This window comes from Streptomyces albicerus (assembly GCF_008905045.1).
In the GTDB taxonomy this organism is placed as follows: domain Bacteria; phylum Actinomycetota; class Actinomycetes; order Streptomycetales; family Streptomycetaceae; genus Streptomyces; species Streptomyces albicerus.
Genome location: NZ_VWMY01000006.1, coordinates 87,177 through 110,451, shown reverse-complemented (window position 1 = coordinate 110,451; position 23,275 = coordinate 87,177). Strand labels below are relative to the sequence as shown.

Genomic DNA, 23,275 nt, shown 5'->3' with positions numbered 1-23,275 from the left:
GAACGAACACGACCACGGAGGCAGCGCGTGACGGACACGTCGAGCACGCCGGACACCAGGACTCCGGCGCAGATCGAGGCGGACATCAAACGCCGTCGCGAAACCCTCGCCGAGACGCTCGACGAGATCGGTGTGCGGGTGCACCCGAAGACGATCGTCGGGGACGCCAAGGCCAAGATGGTGTCCAGCGTCGACCACTCGCTCGGACGTGCCTACGTCGGTGTCAACCGCATCGTCGGCGATGTGAAAGGGCAGTTCGTCACGGAGGAGGGCGCGCCGCGGCTGGAGCGCATCGTGCCCGTGGCGCTCGTCGTGGTCGGAGTCGTCGGGCTGCTCACCCTGGGCACCAGGCGTCGCCGGGCCTGACCCCGCCGGCATTCCACCCACACCCACCCGCACCCCAGCTGCGTACGAGCCGCGCGAAGGCAGGTAGGTTCGGACTGTGAGCGCCAACAGGAATGTGCACAGCACCCATCACGACAAGCTGCCCATCCGGATGCTGCACGACCGTGTGCTCGTGCGGCAGGACACCTCGGAGGGCGAGCGCCGTTCCGGCGGCGGCATTCTGATCCCCGCGACCGCGGCCGTGGGCCGGCGGCTCGCCTGGGCCGAGGTCGTCGCGGTCGGGCAGAACGTACGGACCGTGGAGCCGGGCGACCGTGTCCTGTACGACCCGGAGGACCGCGCCGAGGTCGAGGTGCGCGGCACCGCGTATGTGCTGATGCGTGAGCGGGACCTGCATGCCGTGGCGGCGGACCGGTTCGAGGGTTCCGAGGACTCGACGGGCCTGTACCTCTAAGGCCTCGAACAAGGCCTGGAGCCCCAGAGGTCAGGCCTCAGGAACAAAGGCAGCAGGGGCTGGTGACCATCGTCACCAGCCCCTTTTGCCTGCCTTTTGCTACCTTCGAAGGGAACTCGACGAGACGCGCCGTACCGGGACCTCGCAAAGACGACGCACTTCTTGAAGGCCGTCATCTTCTGGAGGTTGCGTCTCATGGCCTGGGTCCTGCTCATCGTCGCCGGTCTGCTCGAAGTCGGCTGGTCGATCGGCATGCTGTGCTTATCTGGGGGACACCCCCAGACCCCCGTACACCGACGGATTCACCCGCCTTGTGCCCAGCGTCCTCACCGGCGCCGGCATCGTCGCCAGCATGTTCCTGCTGTCGTACGCGGCGAAGTCGCTGCCCATCGGTACCGCCTACGGCGTCTGGGTCGGTATCGGCGCGGCCGGGGCGCCGGTGCTCGGCATGGTGGTGCTCGGTGAACCGGCGACCGCCGCCCGGATCTTCTTCGTCTGTCTGCTGCTCGTGGCCGTGGTGGGCCTCAAGGCGACCTCCGGTCACTAGGCGGTGGGCCTGAAGGCGACCTGCCGGTCACTAGAGCGAGCCGAGAGAGCCTAGAGCGAGAGAGGGGCGTCGTCCGTGGTCGTGCCCCCGTCGGTCGTCGTCCCGCCGTCGCCGGTGGTTCCGCCGCCTCCGTCCGTCGTGCCGCCGTCCGTGGTGGTGCCTCCGCCGGTTGTCGTCCCGCCGTCGCCGGTGGTTCCGCCGCCTCCGTCCGTCGTGCCGCCGTCCGTGGTTGTGCCTCCGTCGGTCGTCGTGTTCCCGGGGGGCGTGGTTCCGCCGCCGTTCGTCGTGCCGCCGTTGGTCTGGCCCTGCGTTCCCGGGGTTTCCTGGCCGCCGGTGGTCGTGCCGCCGTTGTCCTGGCCGGCCGCCGTGCCCGGCTGGTTCTGGGTGGGGTCGGACGGTGGCAGTTCCTGCTGTTCCGAGCCCTCCTGGAGCTCCAGGTCGAAGTCCTGGGCCGACGTGCCCTTCAGCGCGGCCTTCGTGTACTGGGCCCAGATCTGCGCGGGATAGCCGCCGCCGTTGATGCGTTCCTGCCCGAGCGCCCCGTAGAGGGGCTTGTGGACGCCGGTGTCCGGGTCCTGGCCCATGATGGCGACGACCGTGGCGAGGTTCGGGGTGTAGCCCGCGAACCAGGCCGCCTGGTCCTCCTCCGCGGTGCCGGTCTTGCCCGCGGCGGGGCGCCCGGCGGCCTGTGCGGCCGTGCCGGTGCCTCCCTCGACGACGCTCTGCAGGACGGAGGTCGTGGTGTCGGCGGCCTCGCGGCTCACGGCCTGCCAGGTCTTCCGCTCGGGCAGATCCACCACGTCCGCGCCGTCCTTGGTGATCTTCTCGATCATCGTGTACGTGCCGCGTTTGCCGTGGTTGGCGAGGGTCGCGTACGCCTCCGTCATGTCGAGGACGCTGGCCGTGGAGGGGCCGAGGGCGATCGACGGGGACGCGGTCAGGTCGGGGGTGTCGGACGGGACGCCGAGGTCGACGGCCGTCTCCTTGACCTTCGTCGGGTCGACGTCCACCGCCATCTGCGCGTACACGGAGTTCACGGACTTGTCGGTGGCGGTGCGGACCGAGATCGGGCCGTACGAGACCTGGTCCTCGTTCTCCGGGGCGTACGAGCCGCCCTCCCAGCCCTCCACGGGGCGTTCGTTCGTGCCGTCGTAGATGGTGTTCGGGGTGATCGGGCGGCCGTCCTGTGTGGTCGAGTCGTTCTGCACGGCCGCGGTGAACACGAACGGCTTGAAGGTGGAGCCGACCTGGTAGTCCCGGCGCGTGGCGTTGTTGTAGTACTGCTTCGTGTAGTCGATGCCGCCGTACATCGCGAGGACCTTGCCGGTCTTCGGGTCGATGGAGGCGCCGCCCGCGCGGACGTAGTTGTCGACCTTGCGGTCCTTCTTGTCGAGCTCGTCCATCACCTGGTCGTTCACGGCCTTCACGAAGGCGTCCTGCTTGGGCTTCTGCAGGGTGGTCGTGATGCGGTAGCCGCCGGCGTTCAGCTCGTCCTCGTCGAGGATCTTGTTGTCGGTCAGGTAGTCGTTCACGGCCTTCACGATGTAGCCGCGCTGGCCGGACATCCCCGTCGCGATCACCGTCTGCTTCGGCTCGGGGAACTTGACGCCGGCGCGGTCCGCCTCGCTGATCCACTTCTTCTCGACCATGCCGTTGAGCACGTAGTTCCAACGGGCCAGCGCCGCCGGCTTGTTCTCGGGGTGCGCGACCACGTCGTACTCGCTCGGCGCGTTGAGGAGCGCCGCCAGGTACGCGCCCTGGCCGACCGTCAGGTCCTTGGCGTCGACGCCGTAGTAGGCCTGGGCGGCGGCCTGGATGCCGTACGCGTTGCGGCCGAAGTAGCTGGTGTTGAGGTAGCCCTCGAGGATCTCGTCCTTGCTCTTCTCGCGGTCCAGCTTGATGGCGATGAAGAACTCCTTCGCCTTCCGCGTGACCGTCTGCTCCTGGGCCAGGTAGTAGTTCTTCACGTACTGCTGGGTGATCGTCGAGCCGGACTGCTTGCCCTTGCCCGTCGCGGTGTTCCACGCGGCGCGGACCATCGCCTTGGGGTCGACCGCGGACTCGGTGTAGAAGTCCCGGTCCTCGGCGGCCAGTACCGCGTGCTGGGCGTCCTTGGCGATCAGCGCCAGCGTCACGTTCTCCCGGTTGACCTCACCGTCGCGGGCGAGCTGGCTGCCGTCCGCGTACAGATAGACGTTGCTCTGCTTGGTCGCGGCCTCGTTCGCCGACGGGATCGCCACCAGGTAGTAGCCGAGCGCGAACAGGCCGATGAGCAGCAGGACCACGGTGATGAACGTGCCGAGCACCATCCGCCAGGTCGGGATCAGCCGCCGCCAGCCGGTGCGCCGGGGGCGCTTGGGCTTCTTGCCGGGGGTGTCCGGTGCCGCCACGGAGGCGGCCAGGGGTTCCCTCGGTGCCCAGCCCTCGCTCGGCTGCTGCGGCTGCGGCTGGTCGTTCATGTTGTGCCGGACTCCCGTTTCGCGTCATACGTCTCGTACGCCCTCATACGTCTTGTGCGCCCCCTCCCTTGAAGACTGTCGCACCCGGCGATTCGTTCCCGGGACGTGGCACGTGTCGCACGGAGAAAATGCCTGGCACCCGGCACGGCCCCGCGGCTAGGCTCCTGCGCTTTGGCTCGGAGCAGCTGAAGGGGGCCTCGGGTGGGGACAGGGCGGTTGTACGCGGCCGTCGCGGCGGGCGGTTTCCGGCGGTACTCGACCTACCGGGTGGCCACGGCGGCGGGCTTGTTCACCAACACCGTCTTCGGGGTGGTCCTGGCGTACACGTACATCGCGCTGTGGGACGAAAGGCCTGGTCTGGGCGGGTATGACCAGGCGCAGGCGCTGACGTACGTGTGGCTCGGACAGGGGCTGCTCTCGGCGGTCGCGGTGATGGGCGGCGGCTTCGAGGACGAGATGATCGAGAGAATCCGAACGGGTGACATCGCGATCGACCTTTACCGGCCCGCGGACCTCCAGGCGTGGTGGCTGGCGGCGGACGCGGGGCGGGCGGCGTTCCAGCTGCTGGGGCGTGGCGTGGTGCCGATGGCGTTCGGCGGGCTCGTCTTCCACATCGCGCTGCCCACCGACGCCGGGACATGGCTGGCGTTCCTCGTCGCCGTCTGGCTCGGCGTCCTCGTGAGCTTCGCGATCCGCTATCTCGTGGCGCTGTCGGCGTTCTGGTTCATGGACGGCGCGGGCGTGCAGCAACTGGCAGTGCTCACCGGGTTGTTCTTCTCCGGGATGGTGCTGCCGCTGAACGTCTTCCCGGGCGCGCTCGGCGAGCTGGCCCGCGCGCTGCCCTGGTCGGCGCTCCTCCAGGCGCCCGCGGACGTCCTGCTCGGCGAGCGCACGGGGTTCGGGCTGCTGCGTACGTACGCCTTCCAGGCCGCCTGGGCCGTCGGGCTGCTCGCGGTGGGACGCCTGGTCCAGTCGGCGGCGACGCGCAGGGTGGTGGTCCAGGGTGGCTGACCTCGACGAGAGGCGCGACGAGTACCGCGACTTCGCGCCGGCCGGTGGCTCGCGCCTGGTGGACGGGCTGCGCGCCTATCGGCTGATCGCCGGCATGTGGATCCGCTCGACGATGGCGTACCGGGCGTCCTTCGCGATGACCGTCTTCGGCAACTTCGCGGGGACCGCGCTCGACTTCGTCGCGATCCTGCTGATGTTCTCGCGGGTCGACGAGCTCGGCGGCTACTCGCTGGGCGAGGTGGCCTTCCTGTACGGGCTGTCCTGCGCCGCCTTCGGGCTGACCGACCTGGTGCTCGGCTCGATGGACCGGCTCGGCGCGCGGGTGCGTGACGGCACGCTCGACACACTGCTGGTGCGTCCCGCGCCGGTGCTCGCGCAGGTCGCCGCCGACCGGTTCGCGCTGCGCCGCCTGGGCCGGATCACACAGGGGCTGCTGGTCCTCGGATACGCGCTCGTCGTACTCGACATCTCGTGGACCCCGCTGAAGGTGCTGCTGATGCCGGTGATGGTGGTCAGCGGGGCCGGGATCTTCGCGGCGGTGTTCGTGGCGGGCGCGGCCTTCCAGTTCGTGGCGCAGGACGCGTCCCAGGTGCAGAACTCCTTCACGTACGGCGGCACCACGCTCCTGCAGTACCCGCCGACCGTCTTCGCGAAGGACCTCGTACGTGGCGTGACCTTCGTACTGCCGCTCGCCTTCGTCAACTGGCTGCCCGCGCTGTACGTGCTGGATCTGCCGTATCCGCTCGACCTGCCGGAGTGGGTCGCCTTCCTGCCGCCGCTGGTGGCGGTCGCCTGCTGCGCGCTCTCGGGGGTCGCCTGGCGCGCGGGTCTTCGTTCGTACCGGAGCACGGGGAGTTAGCCGCACATGGACCTCATTCACGCCGACAGTCACGCCGAAGTTCACGCCGACGACTTCATTCACCTCGATCGCGTCGAGAAGGTCTTCGACGTACGCAAGAAGACCGGCTTCCTGCGCAGTGAGCGACGGGAGGTACGGGCGGTCGACTCGATCTCCTTCACCGTGCCGCGCGGCGAGATGGTCGGCTACATCGGGCCGAACGGCGCCGGCAAGTCCACCACCATCAAGATGCTCACCGGCATCCTGACGCCGAGCGGCGGCCGCCTCCGGGTCGCGGGCATCGACCCGTCCCGCGAGCGCACCCGGCTCGCGCACCGCATCGGGGTGGTGTTCGGGCAGCGTACGACCCTGTGGTGGGACCTCCCGCTGATCGACTCGTACCGGCTGATGCACCGCATGTACCGAATCCCCGACGCCCGGTACGCCGAGAACCTCGACCGGTGCGTCGAACTCCTCGAACTGGGCGCCCTGTTGGACGTACCCGTCCGGCAGCTCTCGCTCGGGCAGCGGATGCGCGGCGACATCGCGGCGGCGCTGCTGCACGACCCGGAGGTGCTGTACCTGGACGAGCCGACGATCGGGCTCGACGTGATCAGCAAGGCGAAGGTGCGGGAGTTCCTGCGGGACCTCAACGCCGAGCGCGGCACGACCGTGCTGCTCACGACCCACGACCTGACCGACATCGAGCAGCTCTGTCAGCGGGTGATGGTCATCGACCACGGGCGCCTGATGTACGACGGGCCGCTGACCGGGCTGCACGAGATCGGCGAGAGCGAGCGGACGCTCGTCGTGGACCTGGAGCGCGAACTGCCTCCCATCGACGTCGAGTTGGCGCGTGTGGTGAAGGTCGAGGGGCCGCGGCAGTGGCTGGCCTTCCCGGCGGCGGAGTCGGCGGCTCCGCTGGTGGCGCGGATCGCTGCGGAGTATCCGCTGGTGGACCTGTCGGTACGTGAACCGGACATCGAGGCGGTCATCAGCCGCATGTACGCGGAGAAGGCAACCTCGTAGGCTTCTGTTCATGACGGACGAACTCCCCGGCGGACTTCCCGAGCTGCGAGCCTCCGACGCCGACCGCGAAAAGGTCGCCGAAGTGCTGAGGGACGCCCTCGCGGAGGGCCGCCTCGACATGGAGGAGTTCGAGGAACGGCTCGAAGCGACGTACAAGGCGCGTACGTACAAGGAGCTGGCGCCCATCACCCGGGATCTGCCCGCGGCCGGTGTGACCGCCCCCGCCCCCACGGTGTCGATGGTCAAGCAGCCCGCCGGAGCGGTCGGGGCGGGGGACTGGCCGGGCCGGATCGTCGGCGGCGAGGGCACGTCGCAGTGGGGCGTCGCGATCATGTCGGGGTTCGAGCGCAAGGGCCGCTGGACGATGCCGCGCCGCTTCAACTCCTTCGCGTTCTGGGGTGGCGGCGTCATCGACCTGCGCGAGGCGAACTTCGCCGACGGCGAGGTCGTCGTCAACTGCGTCGCGATCATGGGCGGGATCCAGGTCATCGTGCCGCCCGGCGTCGAGGTCGTCGTCCGCGGCATCGGCATCATGGGCGGCTTCGACCACCGCGAGGAGGGTGTGCCGGGCGACCCCGGCGCCCCGCGCGTCATCGTCACCGGCTTCGCCTTCTGGGGCGGCGTCGGCGTCGAGCGCAAGGTGACCAAGGCCGAGCGGCTGCGCCTGAAGGAGGAGCGCCGGCTGGAGAAGCTGGAGCGGAAGGCTGCCCGCCAGGAAGAGCTGGAGGAGACCAGGCGCCGGGCCCTGGAGGGCACCGACGCCTGGGACCACCCTGACTCTCTGGACCACCGTGACTCCCTGGACGAGGCCCGGTCCATCCACCGCGACGCCATGGAGCAGCATCGGGAGATGCTGCGCGAGCACCGGGAGGAACGCCACGAGGAGCGGCGCGCTCGGCGCGAGCGGCGTGATCGGGACTGAATGCTCCCGCGGGTTGTGCCTTCACTGCGGGCCGTGTGTGGCTGGTCGCGCAGTTCCCCGCGCCCCTAAAGGGGCTTACAGCTCGGCCGGAGCTGCCCCCTTCAAGGTGTCCAGGTCGAAGACCTTCGCCATTCGCTTGTAGCCCCTGTCGCTCGGGTGGAGGTGGTCGCCCGAGTCGTAGTCGGAGTGCAGGTGGCGTGGGTTGTACGGGTCGCGGAGTGCCTTGTCGAAGTCGACGTAGGCGTCGAAGACCTTGCCGGAGCGGATCTGGGCGTTGACGGCCTGGCGGGTGTCCTCCAGGTGGGGCCGGTAGCCGCGGTGGCCCTGGAAGGGCATGAGCGTGGCGCCGACGACCCGCAGGCCCCGGGCGTGGGCGAGGCGCGTCAGCTCGCGCAGACCGGCGGTGATCCTGCTCGCGTCGGTCTGGTGCGGCGTACGCAGGATGTCGTTGACGCCGAGCGCGATGACGACGGCCTTCACGTTCGTGCGGCCGAGCACGTCGCGGTCGAAGCGGATCAGGCCGCTGGGGTTCTCGGCAGGGCGGCCGAGCCCGCTGGCCAGGACGCGGTTGCCGCTGATGCCCTGGTTGACCACGCTGTAGCGGGGCCCGTCCGAGTTGTCGCGCAGCCGGTCGGCGAGGACGTCCGTCCAGCGCCGGTTCTCGCCCATGGCCGAGGTCACGCCGTCGGTGAGCGAGTCGCCGATGACGACGACCGTGCCGTTGGACTCGTTGCTCAGTACGTCCAGCGCGGTCAGATAGCGCCAGTACGGCGTCTGCCAGGTGTAGGGGGCGCCGGTCACGTCCTCCGTGCGGTCGCCCTCCGCCGTGTACGAGATCTGCCGTGCCTGCGGGTGGTAGGTGACGGGCCCGGACGGGGTCGGCGAGTACGTCGTCACCAGCACGTCCGTGTCGTGCGGGATCAGCAGCCGTACGGCGTCGCTGACCACCTGCTGCCCGGCCGGCACGACGACCGACGGGCGGCCGCCGAAGGTGAGGCGGCGCATGGTGTCGGCGGCAGCGGCGGCGTTGTTCGCGGTGGCGGCGACGGCGACCGAGGCGTGTGTGATGTTGAGCGGCTGCTGCCCGTACAGGTTGGACAGGGTGATCCGGGCCGCGGTGCCGCCGACGCCGACATGGACGACGTTGCGTACCGAACGGCCCGCCATGCCGTTCACCTCGGTGCCGGGCTCCGACCCGGCCGGGGACGCCGACCAGGCGCCCACCCAGGTGCCGGTGGACGCGGGGGCCGCGGAGTTGTGCGGCGTACGGCCGCCGGCGAGCGTGTTGTCCTCGCCGTCGTCGGCGGACACACCGACGTATATGGCGGCTGAGATGACCACGATCACGGCAATGATCGCGGCCAGCAAGGCATAACCGTGACGCTTGGTCATGCGGTGCGTGTCTCCTCGAGCAGTGGAGCCCGAGGCTCCGACGTGATCACCCCATGATGAGGCATGGGGTGGAGGGAAGCCGACAGGACCCTCATTGCCCCCGCAGGCCGTATCCAATTATCTGGCCCCCGCCCGGACAGACGCCGGGAACTCCTGTTCCGTTCCAGGAGTCGGTCAGGTTGGGACAATGGGTGTGGGGGACCGGGAACGGGTGGAGTGGATGGAACGTACGAAAGCGGATGTGACAGGCGAAACATCTTCAGAGGGGCAGCATGCCCTCCCAGGCGGTGTGACCAACCGCACGGTCGCCGGCGGGGCCACGGCCAACCGTGCGATGACCTCGTTCAGTGCCGCCGACGAGGAGAAGTTCCGCGGTGTCCGCCGGATGAAGCTCACGGCGACCGGCCTGCTGCTCTTCGTCGCTGTGATCTACGTACTCGCGAAGTGGGCCGGGAACTCCGGCGCGGGTGCCTGGACGGGATACGTCGCCGCGGCCGCCGAGGCCGGCATGGTCGGCGCGCTCGCCGACTGGTTCGCGGTCACCGCCCTGTTCCGGCGCCCCATGGGCCTGCCCATCCCGCACACCGCGATCATCCCCACCAAGAAGGACCAGCTGGGCGTCTCCCTGGGCGAGTTCGTCGGGGAGAACTTCCTCTCGCAGGACGTCGTACGGCAGCGGCTGCGCGCCGTCGGTATCGGCAGCCGGCTCGGCGCCTGGCTGGCCGTTCCGGACCACGCGGACCGGGTGACGGCGGAACTGGCCACCGCGCTGCGCGGCGCCCTGGCCGTGCTGCGCGACTCCGACGTGCAGGCCGTCGTCGGCGAGGCCATCAACCGGCGGGCCGACGCCCAGGAGATCGCCCCCGGCATAGGGAAGATGCTGGAGAAGGTCGTCGCGGACGGCGGCCACCGGCGGGTCGTCGACCTGATCTGCGTACGCGCCCATGACTGGCTGGTCCTCCACAACGACCAGGTCATGGACGCGGTGCAGGGCGGCGCCCCCGGCTGGACCCCCCGGTTCGTCGACAAGAGGGTCGGCGAGCGCGTCTACAAGGAGCTGCTGCGCTTCGTCACCGAGATGCGCGACATGCCCGCCCACCCGGCCCGCGGCGCCCTCGACCGCTTCCTCACCGACTTCGCCTCCGACCTCCAGTCCGACACCGACACCCGCGCGCGCGTGGAGAACCTCAAGCGCGAGGTCCTCGGCCGCGGCGAGGTCCAGGACCTGATCGCCTCCGCCTGGTCCGCCGTACGGCAGATGATCGTGTCCGCGGCGGAGGACGAGCGCAGCGAGCTGCGGCTGCGCGTGCGCGCCTCGCTGCTCTCGCTCGGCGCCCGGATGGCCACCGACCCGAAGCTCCAGTCGAAGGTCGACGGCTGGGTCGAGGGCGCGGCGGTGTACGTCGTGACGACGTACCGCGACGAGATCACCTCCCTCATCACCGACACCGTCGCCGGCTGGGACGCCGACCACACCTCGAAGAAGATCGAGGCACACATCGGCCGCGACCTCCAGTTCATCCGCATCAACGGCACGGTGGTGGGCTCGCTCGCGGGCCTGCTGATCTACACGGTGTCGCGGGCGCTGGGGGCGTAGCCGGCCCTCATACGGACTGGCGTTACCGGCTTTCGTACGGGGACCGGTGGGCGTGACCCGAGGAGCCCGGGGAGGGAGCCCATGTCCGTCGCCGTCCCTGTCACCGACCCCGCCACCAACCTCGCGAGCCGACCCGTACGACTGTCGGGTCGCCCCGTCTGATTCCCCGACACCCGTCGGGTGACCTGCGAGGATGCGGCATGGCACGGTTTCCGCAACGACGCAGCGCCGCGAAGACGGGACGGCGCGTCGGATCGGAGGACGACGATGACGACCTACCAGCTCGACCCGGAGCTCGCCGAGGTCCTGCCCATGCTGCCGCGGGCCGACTGCTCGGACCTCGAAGGGGCCCGGGCCGAGATGCTCGGCGGTATCGCGGCGGCCCTCGAGAGCGCGGACACCACCGGCGTGGACGTCTCCGAAGTGGTCGCCCCCGGGCCGGAGGGAGCACCGGACGTCGTCCTGCGCAGCTACCGCCCGCAGGGCGTCGAGGGCCCGCTGCCGGTGGTCTACGACATCCACGGCGGCGGCTTCATCCTCGGCAACGTCGACTTCGACCACGGCACCAACGCGACGCTCGCCCGGGAACTGGGCGCCGCCGTCTTCTCCGTCGAATACCGGCTCGCCCCCGAGAACCCGTACCCGGCCGGCCTCGAGGACGCGTACGCCGGACTGGTCCACATCGCCAAGAACGCCACCGAACTCGGCGTCGACCCCGCCAGGATCGCCCTCTTCGGCATCAGCGCCGGCGCCGGTCTTGCGGCCGGTCTCGCACTCCTCGCCCGCGACCGGGGCGGCCCCGCGATCGCCTTCCAGTACCTCGGCATCCCCGAACTCGACGACCGCCTCGACACGCCCAGCATGCGGGCCTTCACCGACACGCCGCTGTGGAACCGCCCCAACGCGATCGTCAGCTGGGACGCCTACCTCGGCTCCGGCGTCCCCGGGAGCGCCGACGTCCCGGTGTACGCCGCCCCTGCCCGCGCAACCGCCGAACAGCTCGCCGGGCTGCCGCCGGCGTACATCTCCGTCATGGAGTTCGACCCGCTGCGCGACGAGGGCATCGACTACGCCTGTGCGCTGCTCGCGGCCGGTGTGAGCGTGGAGCTGCACCTGTTCCCCGGCACCTTCCACGGCTCGGGGATGATCCCGCACGCGGAGGTGTCCCAGCGGGAGGCCGCGGAGGCGGTGGCGGTGTTGCGGAAGGCGCTGCGGTAGCGCTCCGCTGGGTGGGGCGAGGGCTTCCTGTTGGTTGTTGGGTGCGGGTCCGCTGTGGCTTGTCGCGCAGTTCCCCGCGCCCCTAAAGGGGCGCCAAACGCAAGGCATACAAAGCCAGTTGGGCCCTGAACCGGTCCTGCGGGTCGCTCAGGCGGTAGCCCAGCGCGGCCTCCACGCCCGACAGCCGGGAGGCGACCGAGCTGTGGTGCAGGTGGAGGTCGGCGGCGGCGTGGCGGAGCGAGCCGGTGCGCAGGAAGGCGGTCAGGGCGGCGAGGGCAGCCGGGCCGCCCTTGCCCTCGGCCAGGTCGGCCAGGGCCCGCACGTCGGGCTGGGCCCGCAGCCGGTCGACGGGGATGTCGGCGAGCAGCGCCACAGGGCCGAGGGTGTCGTGGTCGACGACGGCCTCGTCGGGCAGCCCGGCGACATCGACGGCGAACCGCAGGGCGAGCCGGGCCTGCGCCCAGGAGACCCCGGCGTCCAGGGCGGGAGCACTGCCGCCGACCCCGATCCGTACCCCCTCGGAGCCCTGCTCCCGGAGGAACGCCCGCAGCTCGTCGGCGGACGAGGCGGCCCCCGGCGCCAGCGCCACCGCGAGCTGACCGACCGCGGCGACCCGCACGCCCGGACGCAGTTCGCGCCGCCCGAGCACGGCCACCGAGGAGGCCCCGGCGGCGGCCACCACCCGCAGCGGCTGCTCGGGCACCAGACCCAGCAGACGCAGCGCCCGAGCCCGGTCCTCGACCGCCTCGCGCTCCGACAGCACCCGCTCGACCAGCGCCGGGTCGGCCACCTGGTGGGGTGCGCTGTCCTGATCGCGGCTGCCGTGTACGACGCCCGCGGCGATGGCCATCCACTCCAGCACCAGCTCGTCGAGGGGCCCCGCCGCTCCCGCCCGCTCCAGCCACACCCGCCCGCCCGGCGCGAACTCGGCACTCCCGGAGACCGCGGGGACGGGCCCCGCCGGTACGGTCCCGGCCGGCCCGAACCGCACCACACGCCCGCCCACCTCGAGCCCCGCCGGACACTCGGCCAGCCGCGCCGTGGACCGCACGAGCGACTCGGCGTCGAGCCGCCCGGCCCCGAGCAGCGCCTCGAAGTGCGCGATGACCCGCAGCGCAGCCGCCGCGTCCGCGTCGAGGGCGGACAGCCGTAGCAGCAGTCCCTTCATGACCTGGGAGTCTAGGCCGAGGGTCGGTCATACGCCCCAGTCGTACGGCCGGGAGGAATGCTCACGGAGTGCTCACGGGAACTGAGTACGCGTACTCTGTCGGCCCTGTGTATGTCCAGGGGACCTTTGTTCCCATGACCGACAAGCTGCTGGGCCTCCTGTCGAAGCGCCCCTGGACGGAACGCTGGCTGACCCGCCTGGCGGGTGCCGCGCTGTCCTCGGCGGCGTACCTCCTCTGCCTCCCGTGGGACCTGCGCAACCGCGCCGAGTCACCCGGTTCGACGACCGAGACGACCCCGGCGACCGTCCTCGGCGTCGCGGTCCTGGCCGTGTTCCTGCTCGTCCTCGCCGTGTACTTCGGCCACCGCGACGCCCTCGCCTGGCCCCTGCTGCTAGTGGCGGCACCCCCGGCCACGCTCATGTACCTCTCGTTCCGTACGAACCCCGAGCCGCCGGACGCATCCCTGTGGCCGCTGACCTGGGCGTTCTCCACACTCGTCATGGCGGCGGGGGTGCTCGTCGCGGCGTCGGTGGCACGGCAGTTCAGGGAGGATGGGGGAGACTCGATGGACGGGCTGATGGTCGCCCACCCTTCGGCGTGAGCCCATCGCGAGCCCGTCGAGAAGTCCGCGTGAGCGTCTGATCGCTCTGATTGCCGTGAGGAGTGTGGAGCCCGTGAGTATCCGCAGGGTGGTCCCCAACATCCGCACCGACTCCAAGGAGTCGATGGCCCAAAGCCGTGATTTCTACGGCCTGTTGGGCTTCGAGGAAGTCATGAACATGGGCTGGGTCGCGACCGTCGCCTCGCCCTCCAACCCCACCGCCCAGGTCAGCTTCTTCACCGAGGAGAGGACCGCTCCGGTCGTCCCCGACATGAGCGTCGAGGTCGAGGACGTCGACGCGGTGTACGCCGAGGTGGTGGCGTCCGGCGCGGAGATCGTACGGGGGGTTCAGGACGAGGAGTGGGGCGTACGGCGGTTCTTCGTACGGGATCCGAACGGGCGGGTCGTGAACGTGCTCACGCACCAGTGATCGGGCAGGTGTGACGGGCTGAGCCCGAACGGGCCGGGATGAGCAGGCCGGGCGGAGCCGTCAGGCGCCCGTCGTGGAGCCGGGCCGGACGATCATGAGGATCGTGACGGTGGCCCAGAGCAGGTTGAAGATGCCGGTGAACATGGCGAGCCGGACGGTGGCCCGGGGGCTCACGGCGACTTCGGTGGATGTCCCGGTGGTCTCGGTGGATGTCTCGGTGGTCCCCGTCACCGCCTCGAGGACCTCCTCCTGACGCGGCAGCACCAGCGCCAGGAGGACGGCCGCCGCGATCGCGGTCAGGATCATCGAGACGACCAGCCAGGCGTCGTCGAGTACGCCCATGCTCATGGCCGTGGCGAAACCGAGGACGGGGACGGCGATGCCGATGCCCGCGTACACCCGGCAGATCCGGTGCAGCAGACATACGGTCTCCGCCGCCCGCGGGTCCCCGGGATCGGCGAGGGCCCGCCGCGCGCTGGGCGGGAACATGCTGGCCGCCACGGTGACGGGACCGACGGCCACGATCGCGGCGAGGACATGGAGGACGAGGAAGAACTTGGTCACGAGGGGACGGTAGGCGGCGTACGGGATCTTGTGGAAGTGGCGGTATTGCCATGGTTCAACGGATTCTCGCCAGGGCTTTCGCCGGGTCGTGCCGGGGTGGTTCCGCGGGCAGGTCTTCTGGCCCTGGACGGGCCGAACAGGGCCGATGCCGACCGATGTCCTGTTGGCCAGAACCCGTGCCCCGCATACTCTCTCGCCATGCACTCCGTGGCTGTACTGGCACTCGACCACGTCATCCCATTCGACCTCTCCGCCCCGATCGACACCTTCAACTGGGCCCGGCTGCCGGACGGCCGCGCGCCCTACCGGATCAGGGTCTGCTCGGTGACGGAGGAGGTGAGCGCGGGCCCGTTCACCGTACGGGCGCCGTACGGGCTGGAGGTGCTGGCCGAGGCGGACACGATCATCCTGCCGGGCACCGAGGACCCGACCGTCCCGCTGCCGGCCGGTGTGGCCGAGGCCCTGTGCGAGGCGGCCGCGAACGGTACGCGCATCGCGTCGATCTGCGTCGGCGCGTTCATCTTCGCGGCCACCGGACTGCTGGACGGACAGCGGGCGACCACCCACTGGATCGCGGCCGCGGACCTGGCGGCCATGCACCCGAAGGTCACGGTCGACCCGAACGTCCTCTACGTCGACAACGGCCAGTTCCTCACCTCGGCCGGCGCCGCCGCGGCGATGGACATGTGCCTGCACATGATCCGCAAGGACTACGGCTCGGCCGTCGCCGCGCACGCGGCCCGGATGTCCGTCATGCCGCTCGAACGGGAGGGCGGGCAGGCCCAGTTCATCGTCCACGCCCAGCCCCCGGCCCCGGCCGGCACGACGATGGAACCCCTCCTGACATGGCTGGAGGACAACGCCGACCGCGACCTGACCCTGGACGACATCGCCGCCCAGGCGGGCATGAGCGCCCGTACGCTCAACCGCCGGTTCCGCGAGCAGACCGGCACGACACCCTTGCAGTGGCTGCACCGGGCGCGGGTGCGCCGGGCCCAGCACCTCCTGGAGACCACATCCCACCCGGTCGAACGGATCGCGGCCCAGGCGGGCTTCGGCTCACCGACCGCCTTCCGCGACCGGTTCAAGCGGGTGGTGGGGACGAGCCCGCAGGCTTACCGGAGGGCGTTCCGGGGAGCGCCGGTCAGCTAAGGCTTGTCGGCGCGGCGCGGATGTGGCGCGGCCGCAGTGTGGCGCGGCCGCGGCTCGGCATCAGCCCCGCCGGTCCGCCACCGCCCACGACGCCAGCGCCACGGCCCCGGCCACGCCGAACACCGCGGGCCACGCCCCCACCTTCTTGGCCAGCGGATGCGATCCGGCGAAGGCGACGACGTACGCGGCGGTCAGTGCCCCGGCCGCACGCCCGCCGGCCTGCTGCCGCCACTGCTGCGCGGCCGCGGCCCCGGCGACGGCGAGCACGGCCCCGCCGAGCTGCCGCTTCTTGGTCCAGCGAGCGACCCCGTACCCACCGATGAGCCCACTCGCGGCCACCGCCGCGGCCGGTACCTTCGCCATCACTGCCTCCTGCTGCTGCTTCCGACGGTCGACTTCCGACGGTCGGACCGAGGCTAACCCGCCCCTACCGGGCGCCCGGCAGCACCTCACCCGAGATCGGCAGCCCCAGTCCCGCCACGGCCCGCGCCACCAGCCGGGCCATCTCGACGGCACCCCGTTCCTGGAAGTGGGTGTTGTCCTGGACCCCGTTGGGGAAGTTCGGGTACTGCCCGGCGGCCAGCCACAGGAAGATGCCCTTCGAGGCCTCGACGCCGATCCCGTCGAGGTAGGCGCGGCTGGCCGCCGACAGGTCGACGAGCGGGGCGTTCTCCTCCCTCGCGACCGCCTTCGCGGCATCCACGTACGCGGGGAAGGAGACGTTGAACTTCCCGGTCGACGCGTTGTAGGAGCGCCGCGACACCGGCGTCACGACGACCGGCGTCGCGCCCCGCGCCCGGGTCGCCCGGATGTAGTCGTTGCGCAGGTACTCCTTGTAGTCGGCGGGCGGCGTGTACCGCTCGGGATTGCTCACGGTCGCGTCGTTGTGCCCGAACTGCACGAAGAGGTAGTCGCCTGGCTTGATCACCTGATGGATCGCGGCCAGCCGCCCCTGCTCGATGAAGGACCGCGAACTCCGGCCGCCGATGGCGTGGTTGGCGACGGTGATGTTCGGGGTGAAGTAGGCGGACAGCTTCTGGCCCCAGCCGGCCTCGGGGTAGAAGCGGGAGCTGTAGGTCTGAGCGGTGGAGTCACTGGCGATGTAGACGGTGCCGGTCGCCGCGGCGGCACTCGTCGTACTCGTAGCATTCGCGGAGCTCCGGGAGGCGGCGGCAGCGGTACCGGGCAGGCTCAGGGCACCAAGGGCCCCGGCCCCGAGAGCGCCCGCGGTACCGACGAGGAACCGTCTGCGGCTACTGGCACTGGCGTTGCGGCTCATCTGACCTTCCCTACACAGGAGTTGAGGACTGTCGGAGAGAGGTGGCAGCCAGTACGGGAAAGGTTGCCGGGGTGGGCGACGACCTCGTGGTCCGCGTCCTGCGAGGCTGCCGCCACAATGGGTGAACCAAGGGTGAGTACGAGGAGAGGCACCCAAGTTGGACACCCGCACCGGTCACGTCACCACCCCTGACGGCACCCGCCTCGCCTACCGGGACCACGCCCCGCCGGCCCCAGGCCCCCACTCCCCGCTCCTCCTCCTGCACGGCCTGGCAGGCCACATGGGGGAGTGGGACGACGTACTGCCCCTCCTCCTGGCGGACGGCCACCGCGTGATCACGTACGACGCCCGAGGCCACGGCGCGAGCACGCGCCACCCACCGGACATGACGAGAACCTCGGCGGTACGAGACGCGACAACCGTGATCGAGGAGCTCTCCCTCCCCACGCCGGTAACCCTCCTCGGCCAGTCCCTGGGCGGCCACACGGCCCTCCTCACCGCGGCCGCCCACCCGCCCCTGGTCGACTCCCTGATCCTGATAGAGGCGGGCCCGGCCGGCCCGAACCCGGACCTCCCCACCCGCATAGCCACCTGGCTGGACAGCTGGCCCACCCCTTTCACGTCCTTCTCCTCCGCCGCCGCGTTCCTCGGCCACGAGGCCTGGGCGAGAGGCCTGGAGGAACGCGAGGACGGCCGACACCCCCGTTTCGACCGCGACACGATGCTCGCGGCGATCGACGAACTGGCCGCCCGCGCGTACTGGCCGCAGTGGGACCGGATCAACTGCCCCACCCTCGTCGTACGCGGCTCAAGGGGCACGATGCGGGAAGCGGAAATGGAGGAGATGAGAACCCGCCGCCCGACGCAGACGGCGACCGAGACAATCGAGGACGCGGGCCACGACGTACACCTGGACCAGCCGCACCGGTTGCACGAGGCGGTACGGGCCTTCCTGAAGCCACTGGATGCCTGAAATCACCGGCGGCGGAACGCCAGTCTCACTGATCTCACTGACGCCCGTCCGCCAGCCAAGTACGCCAGACATGCCGGGTGTTGGGCACGGCGGGCCGGTCGAGGAGCCAGAGGACGTACCCGGCGTGCAACTGCGCCCAGGGATTCTCCGACCGCAGGGCGAGCTCCAGCCGACCCCGCAGTTCGTCCCCGTCGACGGCCCGGGCGACGCGCACGTACTCGCGATCCTTACAGCGATAGGCCCGCTGGACGACGACCTCGACCAGATCGACCAGCTTGACCGTGACCGGTGAGTCCGGCCCGACAGAGGCATCGGTGGCGACCCTGGCGAGATCCCGTATGAGCACTTCCTTCGTCCCCCACGCCTTGGCATGCCGGGTCCACTCCTCCGGATACCGGGCTTCCCACTCCAGAAAGACGAGGGCGTAGGGCAGCCCGGGCCACTCGACGAGGTCCTCGCGATCCACCCCACCCCAGAAGGCCTCGGGCAGGCTGTGGCTCTGAACCCGGCGGTACTCCTGGTGGGCATTCCGAAACACCGGCTCCTCCCACCGGTCCTTGACTCCCAGCCGGTCGGCCGTAAGCCACGCCTCGTTGAACCGCAGCTGAGCGTCCAGGGCGTTCTTCCGGGAGGAAACCAGATGATCAAGCGCGGCAGCCCGCTCAGCCGGGTCGTCCGCAATCAGCCCGTACGCCCACCCCAACCGCTCGTCCCAAGCCCGGGCGTCATCCATGCCCGACCAGCCGCCTCTCCCATGTCCCGTGTGCCATGGGACAGATCATCCTCTCCCGGCACCGGTACCGGGAGGGGCGGGTGCCGGAGGCGTCCCAGGTCGGCCGGAGTGCGGTTGGCGACAGCCGCGGCATCGCCGGGCCAAGTCGTGCAATCGCAGCTGAGCAGGCGCACTCTGGAAGCATCTGGAAACAGCGGCTCCGGAGGTGATCGTGATGATGAAGACCGCTGTCGGATGGCATGTGGAGATGGAATTCGAGGAGGACGCCAACCGCACCCGTGCGGCCGCCCTCGTACGCCTCCCCGACGGAAGCGAGGTACGGGCCCACGGCTACGCAAGCCGCCATCCCTCCGACCCGAACCAGCCAAGGGTGGGCGAGGAAGTAGCCGGCGCCAGGGCCCTCAACGAACTGGCGATGAGGCTCCTGACCAAGGCCCACGACGAAATAGACGAGGCCTCGGGCAGGACGTCACGCCCGCTGACCTGACCTGCTGACTCGCCCCGCCGGACCTGACCCGCGGGGCGGTTCTGATGGTCCAGGGGAAGGGGGCCCGAAGTAGGTCTGGCCTGCGCGCACAGCGGAAGCGGTGGACGACGCCCCGCGCCGCGTCACTCGCGGTAGACGGGTGGGGCGTTGGTGTACGTGTGCCCGGTCGGCGCGGTCCAGAGGGCTACGCCGGTATGCGGATCCCGGGTGACTCAAAGCAGGCAACAGCCCGACGCCGCCGAGTCACCCGGCGCCAAGTCGAAACGCCGACGCGCGTCCCACCCACTACCAGCCAGCCGCCGAGCCTCCCCGGCGTGCTGGCGAGACGCGACCGCGCACCCGCCAGTCCCGGCCCACAACCAACCCCACCCACCCCGCAGCCCACCGTGGGACCCCACCCTTCCGGACCGCCCGCTCGCTTCTCACCCGTGCTGGAGCGGGCAGAGTCAAGGGTGAAGCGAAGCGGAATCGGCGAAGCCGACGCGACCGAAGGGAGCGCCCTTTACTCGGCCCGCGGAAGCACGACACTGACCAAGAAGCGGGCGGTCCCCACGCCACCTTCTAGGACCGGGCTCGAGCAGGCAGCCCGCACACGACAAGTCACTTACAGGCGGCGGCCCGATCTTGCTGACGCACTGCCCTCTCCCAGTGAAGACTCTTGTTTCCCAGCGAAGAGAAGAAGGGACGGCAACATGGCGAACACCGCCCTCCTCGTGATGGACGTCCAACGGGACGTCGTGGCCATCGCCGACGACGGTTCCGGATATCTGCCGCGCTTGCGCAGCGCGATCGACGGTGCCCGGGCTGCCGGCATCCCCGTGATCTACGTGGTGATGGGGTTACGGCCGGGCGATCCAGAAGTCAGCCCCCGCAACAGGGTGGTGACAAACGCCGTGCGAGCCGGCCTGTTCAGAGAGGGGGCTCCTGGCACCGAGATCCATGACGACGTCGCGCCCCAGCAGGGCGACGTCGTGGTCACCAAGAGGCGGGGGAGCGCGTTCTCGGGCAGCGACCTCGACTTGGTACTCAGGGCTCGCGATATCGACAGCCTTGTTCTCACCGGCATCGCCACCAGCGCCGTAGTGCTGTCCACCCTGTGGCATGCCATCGACCTGGACTTCGGCCTCACCGTCCTGACAGACGCCTGCCTCGACACCGACCCCGAGGTACACCGCATCCTCACCGAGAAACTGTTCCCGCAGTGGGCAGATGCCGTCACAGTCGAAGACTGGCTAAAGACAGTCGCACCGCAATAACAGAAAGGCTCCGAACCTTCGCGCGAGGCTCAGGAGGCATCTCCGCTCACGCCACCAATGCCACCAACGCAACCACGCCAACGCGCGACGCCAACGAGAGCCAAGGCGCGACAACATCCAGAACCGCCACGCCCGTTGATCGCCTGGCACGCTGGCACTCGCCCCGACGGGGGATCCTGGAACCAAGATGCGGATCCTCTCTGTCCTTGTCGTCCTGGTCGCCGCGACCGTGCTCAACAACTGGCTCGCGCCGGGCGCCTACGTGCTCACCTGCGTGACCGCGACCGCCGTACTGATGCTGATCGCCCGCTGGGACGGCCTCACCCTGGCCGACCTCGGACTGGACGCGGTGGCTCTGCGCCGGGGCCTGCGCTGGGCACCCGTCCTGGCCGGTACCGTCCTCGCCGTTTATCTGCTCGCCCTGGCCGTCCCGCTCAGCCGAGACGCGTTCCAGGACACCAGGGCCGCCGGTACATCCGCGGAACAGTTGCTGTGGAGCGTGCTGGTACGTGTGCCGTTCGGCACCGTACTGATGGAGGAGACCGCCTTCCGCGGCGTGCTGTGGGCGATGATCCGACGCCGACGCGGAAGCACATGGGCCACCACAGTGTCATCACTGCTCTTCGGCCTCTGGCACGTACTGCCCTCCCGCGGCCTGAACCGTTCCAACACCGCCGCCGGGACGGTCTTCGGAACCGGCTCGGCAGACGTAACCCTGACCGTCGCGGCAGCGGTAGTGGCCATGATCGCCGCCGGCGCAATCCTCTGCGAACTACGCCGCCGCTCCGGAAGCTTGCTGGCCCCCGCGGCATTGCACTGGGCCGTCAACGGCTTCGGCTACGCACTGGCCTGGGCAGCATCCCGGTCGTAGCCCTCGCACAACCGTCATCGGCGACCCGCAGGGGCGCGACGTCACTGACATCCCTACCGGGACGCCGACGAGCGACGCTCGGATCACGCCGCGGCGTAGTCGGCGAGTGAGGGCTCCAGCAGGCCGAAGGCGCTGTCCGCCTCCGCGGTGACGGTGGCGGAGATCCGGGTGTTGTCCTGGCCGGCGAGGGTGAGTTCCTGGATGCGCTGGAACAGGGTGCGGTGCACGGCGCCGAGCAGTGCGGCGGCGGCGCGGGGGGTGATGTCGTCGCGGGGTGCGCCGGTGGCTTCGGTCAGGGCGTCGGACAGGGCTGCCTCGCGCAGGTCGTGCAGATCGCGCAGGCGGGCGGAGAGGGTGGGGCTGTCGGCGATCATGCGGGCGAATTCGGGCCCGGAGAACCCGGCGACCGGTTCGGCGGCCGTGGCCGCGTCGGTGAAGGCGCGGCGCAGTGCCGCCAGGGCCGACTCCCCGGCCTGACGATCGGTCACGGTGCGGGCCAGGGAGGCGATGAAGGCGTCCTGGTGGTCCAGGGCCAGGTCTTCCTTGCGCGGGAAGTAGTTGGTCACCGTCTTCTTGGCGACCCGTGCGGCGGCGGCGATCTCGGCGATGGTGGTCTGCTCGAAGCCCTGGGCGATGAACAGGCGGGTGGCGTGGTCGGAGATGAGCTGCCGGGTCTCCTGCTTCTTCGATTCCCGCAGGCCGGCAGAGGGCGCGGACGAGGTGGCATCAGTAGTCATGGGGCAATCTTACACTCGTAGCATTTTTATGTTGACACCCTTGGGAGGGCTGGGCTAAGTTTACGTCAGTCGCAAATTTTCCACGGAGCGAAGAACGGAAGTGCCCATGCCCGACCCCCTCCTCACCTCCCTCCGCATCCCGGCCGTCAACATCGGCCGGACCCAGGTCATCGGCCGGACCCTGGCCGGACGCGACGGCCGCACCCCGGCCCCGCACCGCGGCGACCGGCGCCCGCCCGTCCAGACGCCCACCGCCCGCGCCCGACGAGTTCCCCCGCCGGCCCGCAATCTGCCGCGCCGCTCCGGCTACTGACCCGCACCCGACCGGCACTCACAACTCCCCCTCCCGGAACCCATGAGGAGAAACACCTTGCAGATCAACGCCTCCACCGTCTCGCTCACCGTCGACGACGTCGCCGCCTCCCAGCAGTTCTTCACGACCCACCTGGGCTACACGGAACAGGCCGCCGCCGACGGCTTCGCCTCCCTGACCCGCCAGGACGCCGCGGTCGGCATCGTCCTGCTCGCCCGCGGCACCCAGATCCTGCCGGCTGACCAGCGCGACCAGCACGCCTCCGGCCTGATCCTCGCCTTCACCACCACCGGCATCCAGGACGAGGAGAAGCGCCTGCACGCCGCGGGCGTGGACATCACCATGCCGCTGCGCGAGGAGCCCTGGGGCGAACGCCTCTTCCAGATCACCGACCCCAACGGCGTGATCGTCCAGTTCGTCGAGTGGACCGCACCGGCCGCTCCCTGATCCCACGACTCATCTCACGACTCATCTCACGACTCATCTCACGACTGATCCCACGACGCCGCCGTCACGCCCTGCCCCCGCACAGAGGAGACATCCCATAGGACGCCCGCTACCCCCTCGCCGACCTCGCTGCGCCCCGCCCCGCACGGTGCGCACGGAAACGTCATCGAGCACGGAAACGTCATCGACGGTCATCGACCGGCTCGGCCGAGAACAGGGGAAGAGCGCCATACGTACGTCACAACTCACCCTCCACGACATCACCAAGCGGTACGGCGACCACGTCGTACTCGACCAGGTGAGCCTCACCGTCAAGCCGGGCGAGAAGGTCGGTGTCATCGGTGACAACGGCTCCGGAAAGTCCACGCTGCTCAGACTCATCGCCCGGCAGGAGCGCTTCGAGAGCGGCGAGTTGACAGACGCTGCTCGCGCTCGGCCTGTTCGGCCCGGC

25 protein-coding genes, 2 pseudogenes and 1 riboswitch are annotated in these 23,275 nt (G+C 70.2%); of the genes and pseudogenes, 19 read left to right on the top strand and 8 right to left on the bottom strand.

Going from position 1 to position 23,275, the window contains the following annotated elements; all coding sequences use genetic code 11:
* Positions 1 to 27 precede the first annotated feature (27 nt).
* The 3 genes and pseudogenes from GAS53_RS06835 to GAS53_RS06825 all read left to right on the top strand — a co-directional run bounded on the left by GAS53_RS06835 (position 28) and on the right by GAS53_RS06825 (position 1,346).
* Entirely contained in the window at positions 28 to 366 is a 339-nt protein-coding gene (locus GAS53_RS06835) for a DUF3618 domain-containing protein (RefSeq protein WP_151476538.1), read from the top strand.
* Positions 367 to 442: 76 nt separating this feature from the next.
* Positions 443 to 799 (top strand): GroES family chaperonin, encoded by a 357-nt coding sequence (locus GAS53_RS06830; RefSeq protein ID WP_151476537.1) that lies wholly within the window; start codon positions 443 to 445, stop codon positions 797 to 799.
* 97 nt (positions 800 to 896) lie between these two features.
* Positions 897 to 959, top strand: a riboswitch (guanidine-III (ykkC-III) riboswitch).
* Positions 960 to 994: 35 nt separating this feature from the next.
* A pseudogene (locus tag GAS53_RS06825) lies at positions 995 to 1,346 on the top strand (DMT family transporter).
* 50 nt (positions 1,347 to 1,396) lie between these two features.
* On the opposite strand, the gene GAS53_RS06820 reads toward GAS53_RS06825, so the two are convergent.
* The gene (locus tag GAS53_RS06820) at positions 1,397 to 3,805 is read right to left on the bottom strand and encodes a transglycosylase domain-containing protein (protein WP_151476536.1); all 2,409 of its coding nucleotides are present in this window, start codon (positions 3,803 to 3,805) and stop codon (positions 1,397 to 1,399) included.
* A gap of 201 nt (positions 3,806 to 4,006) precedes the next feature.
* On the opposite strand from GAS53_RS06820, the gene GAS53_RS06815 reads away from it, so the two are divergent.
* From GAS53_RS06815 to GAS53_RS06800, 4 genes are read left to right on the top strand one after another with little or no spacing between them, the layout of a single operon-like run.
* Positions 4,007 to 4,816 (top strand): ABC transporter permease, encoded by an 810-nt coding sequence (locus GAS53_RS06815; RefSeq protein ID WP_151476535.1) that lies wholly within the window; start codon positions 4,007 to 4,009, stop codon positions 4,814 to 4,816.
* A complete protein-coding gene (locus tag GAS53_RS06810; RefSeq protein WP_225858782.1) occupies positions 4,809 to 5,675 on the top strand; it encodes an ABC transporter permease in 867 nt (288 codons plus the stop codon). Before GAS53_RS06815 ends, GAS53_RS06810 begins: the two co-directional genes overlap by 8 nt.
* Before the next feature lie 6 nt (positions 5,676 to 5,681).
* Positions 5,682 to 6,683, top strand: coding sequence for an ABC transporter ATP-binding protein (locus GAS53_RS06805; protein WP_151476534.1), 1,002 nt, complete (start codon positions 5,682 to 5,684; stop codon positions 6,681 to 6,683).
* Between the two features lie 10 nt (positions 6,684 to 6,693).
* A complete protein-coding gene (locus GAS53_RS06800) occupies positions 6,694 to 7,605 on the top strand; it encodes a DUF1707 SHOCT-like domain-containing protein (protein ID WP_151476533.1) in 912 nt (303 codons plus the stop codon).
* A 75-nt stretch (positions 7,606 to 7,680) separates the two neighbouring features.
* On the opposite strand, the gene GAS53_RS06795 is transcribed toward GAS53_RS06800, so the two are convergent.
* Complete coding sequence (locus tag GAS53_RS06795; protein ID WP_151476532.1) at positions 7,681 to 8,997, bottom strand: SGNH/GDSL hydrolase family protein; 1,317 nt, start codon at positions 8,995 to 8,997, stop codon at positions 7,681 to 7,683.
* Between the two features lie 187 nt (positions 8,998 to 9,184).
* Here GAS53_RS06795 and GAS53_RS06790 point away from each other — a divergent pair, with 187 nt between their 5' ends.
* Both GAS53_RS06790 and GAS53_RS06785 read left to right on the top strand, forming a co-directional pair.
* Positions 9,185 to 10,594: a DUF445 domain-containing protein gene (locus tag GAS53_RS06790; RefSeq protein ID WP_151476531.1), complete on the top strand. Its 1,410-nt coding sequence runs from the start codon at positions 9,185 to 9,187 to the stop codon at positions 10,592 to 10,594.
* 267 nt (positions 10,595 to 10,861) lie between these two features.
* Positions 10,862 to 11,812 carry an alpha/beta hydrolase gene (locus GAS53_RS06785; protein ID WP_151476530.1) on the top strand — a complete coding sequence of 317 codons (951 nt, stop codon included), beginning with the start codon at positions 10,862 to 10,864 and terminating at the stop codon, positions 11,810 to 11,812.
* An 82-nt stretch (positions 11,813 to 11,894) separates the two neighbouring features.
* On the opposite strand, the gene GAS53_RS06780 is transcribed toward GAS53_RS06785, so the two are convergent.
* The gene (locus GAS53_RS06780) at positions 11,895 to 12,980 is read right to left on the bottom strand and encodes a helix-turn-helix domain-containing protein (RefSeq protein ID WP_151476529.1); all 1,086 of its coding nucleotides are present in this window, start codon (positions 12,978 to 12,980) and stop codon (positions 11,895 to 11,897) included.
* A 134-nt stretch (positions 12,981 to 13,114) separates the two neighbouring features.
* Between GAS53_RS06780 and GAS53_RS06775 the strand changes: the two genes are divergently transcribed.
* Both GAS53_RS06775 and GAS53_RS06770 read left to right on the top strand, forming a co-directional pair.
* Entirely contained in the window at positions 13,115 to 13,582 is a 468-nt protein-coding gene (locus GAS53_RS06775) for a hypothetical protein (RefSeq protein ID WP_151476528.1), read from the top strand.
* A gap of 73 nt (positions 13,583 to 13,655) precedes the next feature.
* Positions 13,656 to 14,012 carry a VOC family protein gene (locus GAS53_RS06770; protein ID WP_151476527.1) on the top strand — a complete coding sequence of 119 codons (357 nt, stop codon included), beginning with the start codon at positions 13,656 to 13,658 and terminating at the stop codon, positions 14,010 to 14,012.
* A 60-nt stretch (positions 14,013 to 14,072) separates the two neighbouring features.
* Here GAS53_RS06770 and GAS53_RS06765 read toward each other — a convergent pair whose 3' ends face one another.
* On the bottom strand, positions 14,073 to 14,576 hold the full coding sequence (locus GAS53_RS06765) for a DUF2269 family protein (protein WP_151476526.1): 504 nt from the start codon (positions 14,574 to 14,576) through the stop codon (positions 14,073 to 14,075).
* Positions 14,577 to 14,774: 198 nt separating this feature from the next.
* On the opposite strand from GAS53_RS06765, the gene GAS53_RS06760 reads away from it, so the two are divergent.
* On the top strand, positions 14,775 to 15,728 hold the full coding sequence (locus GAS53_RS06760) for a GlxA family transcriptional regulator (protein WP_151476525.1): 954 nt from the start codon (positions 14,775 to 14,777) through the stop codon (positions 15,726 to 15,728).
* A gap of 60 nt (positions 15,729 to 15,788) precedes the next feature.
* Here GAS53_RS06760 and GAS53_RS06755 read toward each other — a convergent pair whose 3' ends face one another.
* Positions 15,789 to 16,091 (bottom strand): hypothetical protein, encoded by a 303-nt coding sequence (locus GAS53_RS06755; RefSeq protein WP_151476524.1) that lies wholly within the window; start codon positions 16,089 to 16,091, stop codon positions 15,789 to 15,791.
* 64 nt (positions 16,092 to 16,155) lie between these two features.
* Positions 16,156 to 17,007, bottom strand: a complete 852-nt coding sequence (locus GAS53_RS06750; protein ID WP_151476523.1) for a rhamnogalacturonan acetylesterase — start codon at positions 17,005 to 17,007, stop codon at positions 16,156 to 16,158.
* A gap of 157 nt (positions 17,008 to 17,164) precedes the next feature.
* Here GAS53_RS06750 and GAS53_RS06745 point away from each other — a divergent pair, with 157 nt between their 5' ends.
* Positions 17,165 to 17,980: an alpha/beta fold hydrolase gene (locus GAS53_RS06745; RefSeq protein ID WP_151476522.1), complete on the top strand. Its 816-nt coding sequence runs from the start codon at positions 17,165 to 17,167 to the stop codon at positions 17,978 to 17,980.
* 34 nt (positions 17,981 to 18,014) lie between these two features.
* Here the strand turns inward: GAS53_RS06745 and GAS53_RS06740 are convergent, their stop codons facing one another.
* The gene (locus GAS53_RS06740) at positions 18,015 to 18,713 is read right to left on the bottom strand and encodes a hypothetical protein (protein ID WP_151476521.1); all 699 of its coding nucleotides are present in this window, start codon (positions 18,711 to 18,713) and stop codon (positions 18,015 to 18,017) included.
* Between the two features lie 214 nt (positions 18,714 to 18,927).
* Between GAS53_RS06740 and GAS53_RS06735 the strand changes: the two genes are divergently transcribed.
* The 3 genes from GAS53_RS06735 (at position 18,928) to GAS53_RS06725 (ending at position 21,327) form a co-directional block, all read left to right on the top strand.
* Positions 18,928 to 19,200 carry a DUF1876 domain-containing protein gene (locus tag GAS53_RS06735; RefSeq protein ID WP_192582995.1) on the top strand — a complete coding sequence of 91 codons (273 nt, stop codon included), beginning with the start codon at positions 18,928 to 18,930 and terminating at the stop codon, positions 19,198 to 19,200.
* A gap of 692 nt (positions 19,201 to 19,892) precedes the next feature.
* Positions 19,893 to 20,456 (top strand): cysteine hydrolase family protein, encoded by a 564-nt coding sequence (locus GAS53_RS06730; protein WP_151476519.1) that lies wholly within the window; start codon positions 19,893 to 19,895, stop codon positions 20,454 to 20,456.
* Positions 20,457 to 20,643: 187 nt separating this feature from the next.
* The gene (locus tag GAS53_RS06725) at positions 20,644 to 21,327 is read left to right on the top strand and encodes a CPBP family intramembrane glutamic endopeptidase (RefSeq protein ID WP_151476518.1); all 684 of its coding nucleotides are present in this window, start codon (positions 20,644 to 20,646) and stop codon (positions 21,325 to 21,327) included.
* A gap of 83 nt (positions 21,328 to 21,410) precedes the next feature.
* Here GAS53_RS06725 and GAS53_RS06720 read toward each other — a convergent pair whose 3' ends face one another.
* Positions 21,411 to 22,064, bottom strand: coding sequence for a TetR/AcrR family transcriptional regulator (locus tag GAS53_RS06720; RefSeq protein WP_151476517.1), 654 nt, complete (start codon positions 22,062 to 22,064; stop codon positions 21,411 to 21,413).
* A 106-nt stretch (positions 22,065 to 22,170) separates the two neighbouring features.
* On the opposite strand from GAS53_RS06720, the gene GAS53_RS06715 reads away from it, so the two are divergent.
* From GAS53_RS06715 to GAS53_RS58265, 3 genes and pseudogenes are all read left to right on the top strand, one after another.
* A complete protein-coding gene (locus GAS53_RS06715) occupies positions 22,171 to 22,377 on the top strand; it encodes a hypothetical protein (protein ID WP_151476516.1) in 207 nt (68 codons plus the stop codon).
* Between the two features lie 57 nt (positions 22,378 to 22,434).
* A complete protein-coding gene (locus GAS53_RS06710; protein WP_151476515.1) occupies positions 22,435 to 22,824 on the top strand; it encodes a VOC family protein in 390 nt (129 codons plus the stop codon).
* Between the two features lie 229 nt (positions 22,825 to 23,053).
* A pseudogene (locus GAS53_RS58265) lies at positions 23,054 to 23,251 on the top strand (ATP-binding cassette domain-containing protein); the annotation flags it as partial.
* Between the last annotated feature and the right edge of the window lie 24 nt (positions 23,252 to 23,275).

What these genes read in the sequence shown, in the direction of transcription:
- GAS53_RS06820 (WP_151476536.1), bottom strand. Translation starts at nt 3,805, where the DNA reads ATGAACGACCAGCCGCAGCCGCAGCAGCCGAGCGAGGGCTGGGCACCG.
- GAS53_RS06805 (WP_151476534.1), top strand. Translation starts at nt 5,682, where the DNA reads ATGGACCTCATTCACGCCGACAGTCACGCCGAAGTTCACGCCGACGAC.
- GAS53_RS06800 (WP_151476533.1), top strand. Translation starts at nt 6,694, where the DNA reads ATGACGGACGAACTCCCCGGCGGACTTCCCGAGCTGCGAGCCTCCGAC.
- GAS53_RS06795 (WP_151476532.1), bottom strand. Translation starts at nt 8,997, where the DNA reads ATGACCAAGCGTCACGGTTATGCCTTGCTGGCCGCGATCATTGCCGTG.
- GAS53_RS06790 (WP_151476531.1), top strand. Translation starts at nt 9,185, where the DNA reads ATGGGTGTGGGGGACCGGGAACGGGTGGAGTGGATGGAACGTACGAAA.
- GAS53_RS06785 (WP_151476530.1), top strand. Translation starts at nt 10,862, where the DNA reads ATGACGACCTACCAGCTCGACCCGGAGCTCGCCGAGGTCCTGCCCATG.
- GAS53_RS06780 (WP_151476529.1), bottom strand. Translation starts at nt 12,980, where the DNA reads ATGAAGGGACTGCTGCTACGGCTGTCCGCCCTCGACGCGGACGCGGCG.
- GAS53_RS06775 (WP_151476528.1), top strand. Translation starts at nt 13,115, where the DNA reads ATGACCGACAAGCTGCTGGGCCTCCTGTCGAAGCGCCCCTGGACGGAA.
- GAS53_RS06760 (WP_151476525.1), top strand. Translation starts at nt 14,775, where the DNA reads ATGCACTCCGTGGCTGTACTGGCACTCGACCACGTCATCCCATTCGAC.
- GAS53_RS06755 (WP_151476524.1), bottom strand. Translation starts at nt 16,091, where the DNA reads ATGGCGAAGGTACCGGCCGCGGCGGTGGCCGCGAGTGGGCTCATCGGT.
- GAS53_RS06750 (WP_151476523.1), bottom strand. Translation starts at nt 17,007, where the DNA reads ATGAGCCGCAACGCCAGTGCCAGTAGCCGCAGACGGTTCCTCGTCGGT.
- GAS53_RS06740 (WP_151476521.1), bottom strand. Translation starts at nt 18,713, where the DNA reads ATGGATGACGCCCGGGCTTGGGACGAGCGGTTGGGGTGGGCGTACGGG.
- GAS53_RS06735 (WP_192582995.1), top strand. Translation starts at nt 18,928, where the DNA reads ATGATGAAGACCGCTGTCGGATGGCATGTGGAGATGGAATTCGAGGAG.
- GAS53_RS06730 (WP_151476519.1), top strand. Translation starts at nt 19,893, where the DNA reads ATGGCGAACACCGCCCTCCTCGTGATGGACGTCCAACGGGACGTCGTG.
- GAS53_RS06725 (WP_151476518.1), top strand. Translation starts at nt 20,644, where the DNA reads ATGCGGATCCTCTCTGTCCTTGTCGTCCTGGTCGCCGCGACCGTGCTC.
- GAS53_RS06720 (WP_151476517.1), bottom strand. Translation starts at nt 22,064, where the DNA reads ATGACTACTGATGCCACCTCGTCCGCGCCCTCTGCCGGCCTGCGGGAA.
- GAS53_RS06715 (WP_151476516.1), top strand. Translation starts at nt 22,171, where the DNA reads ATGCCCGACCCCCTCCTCACCTCCCTCCGCATCCCGGCCGTCAACATC.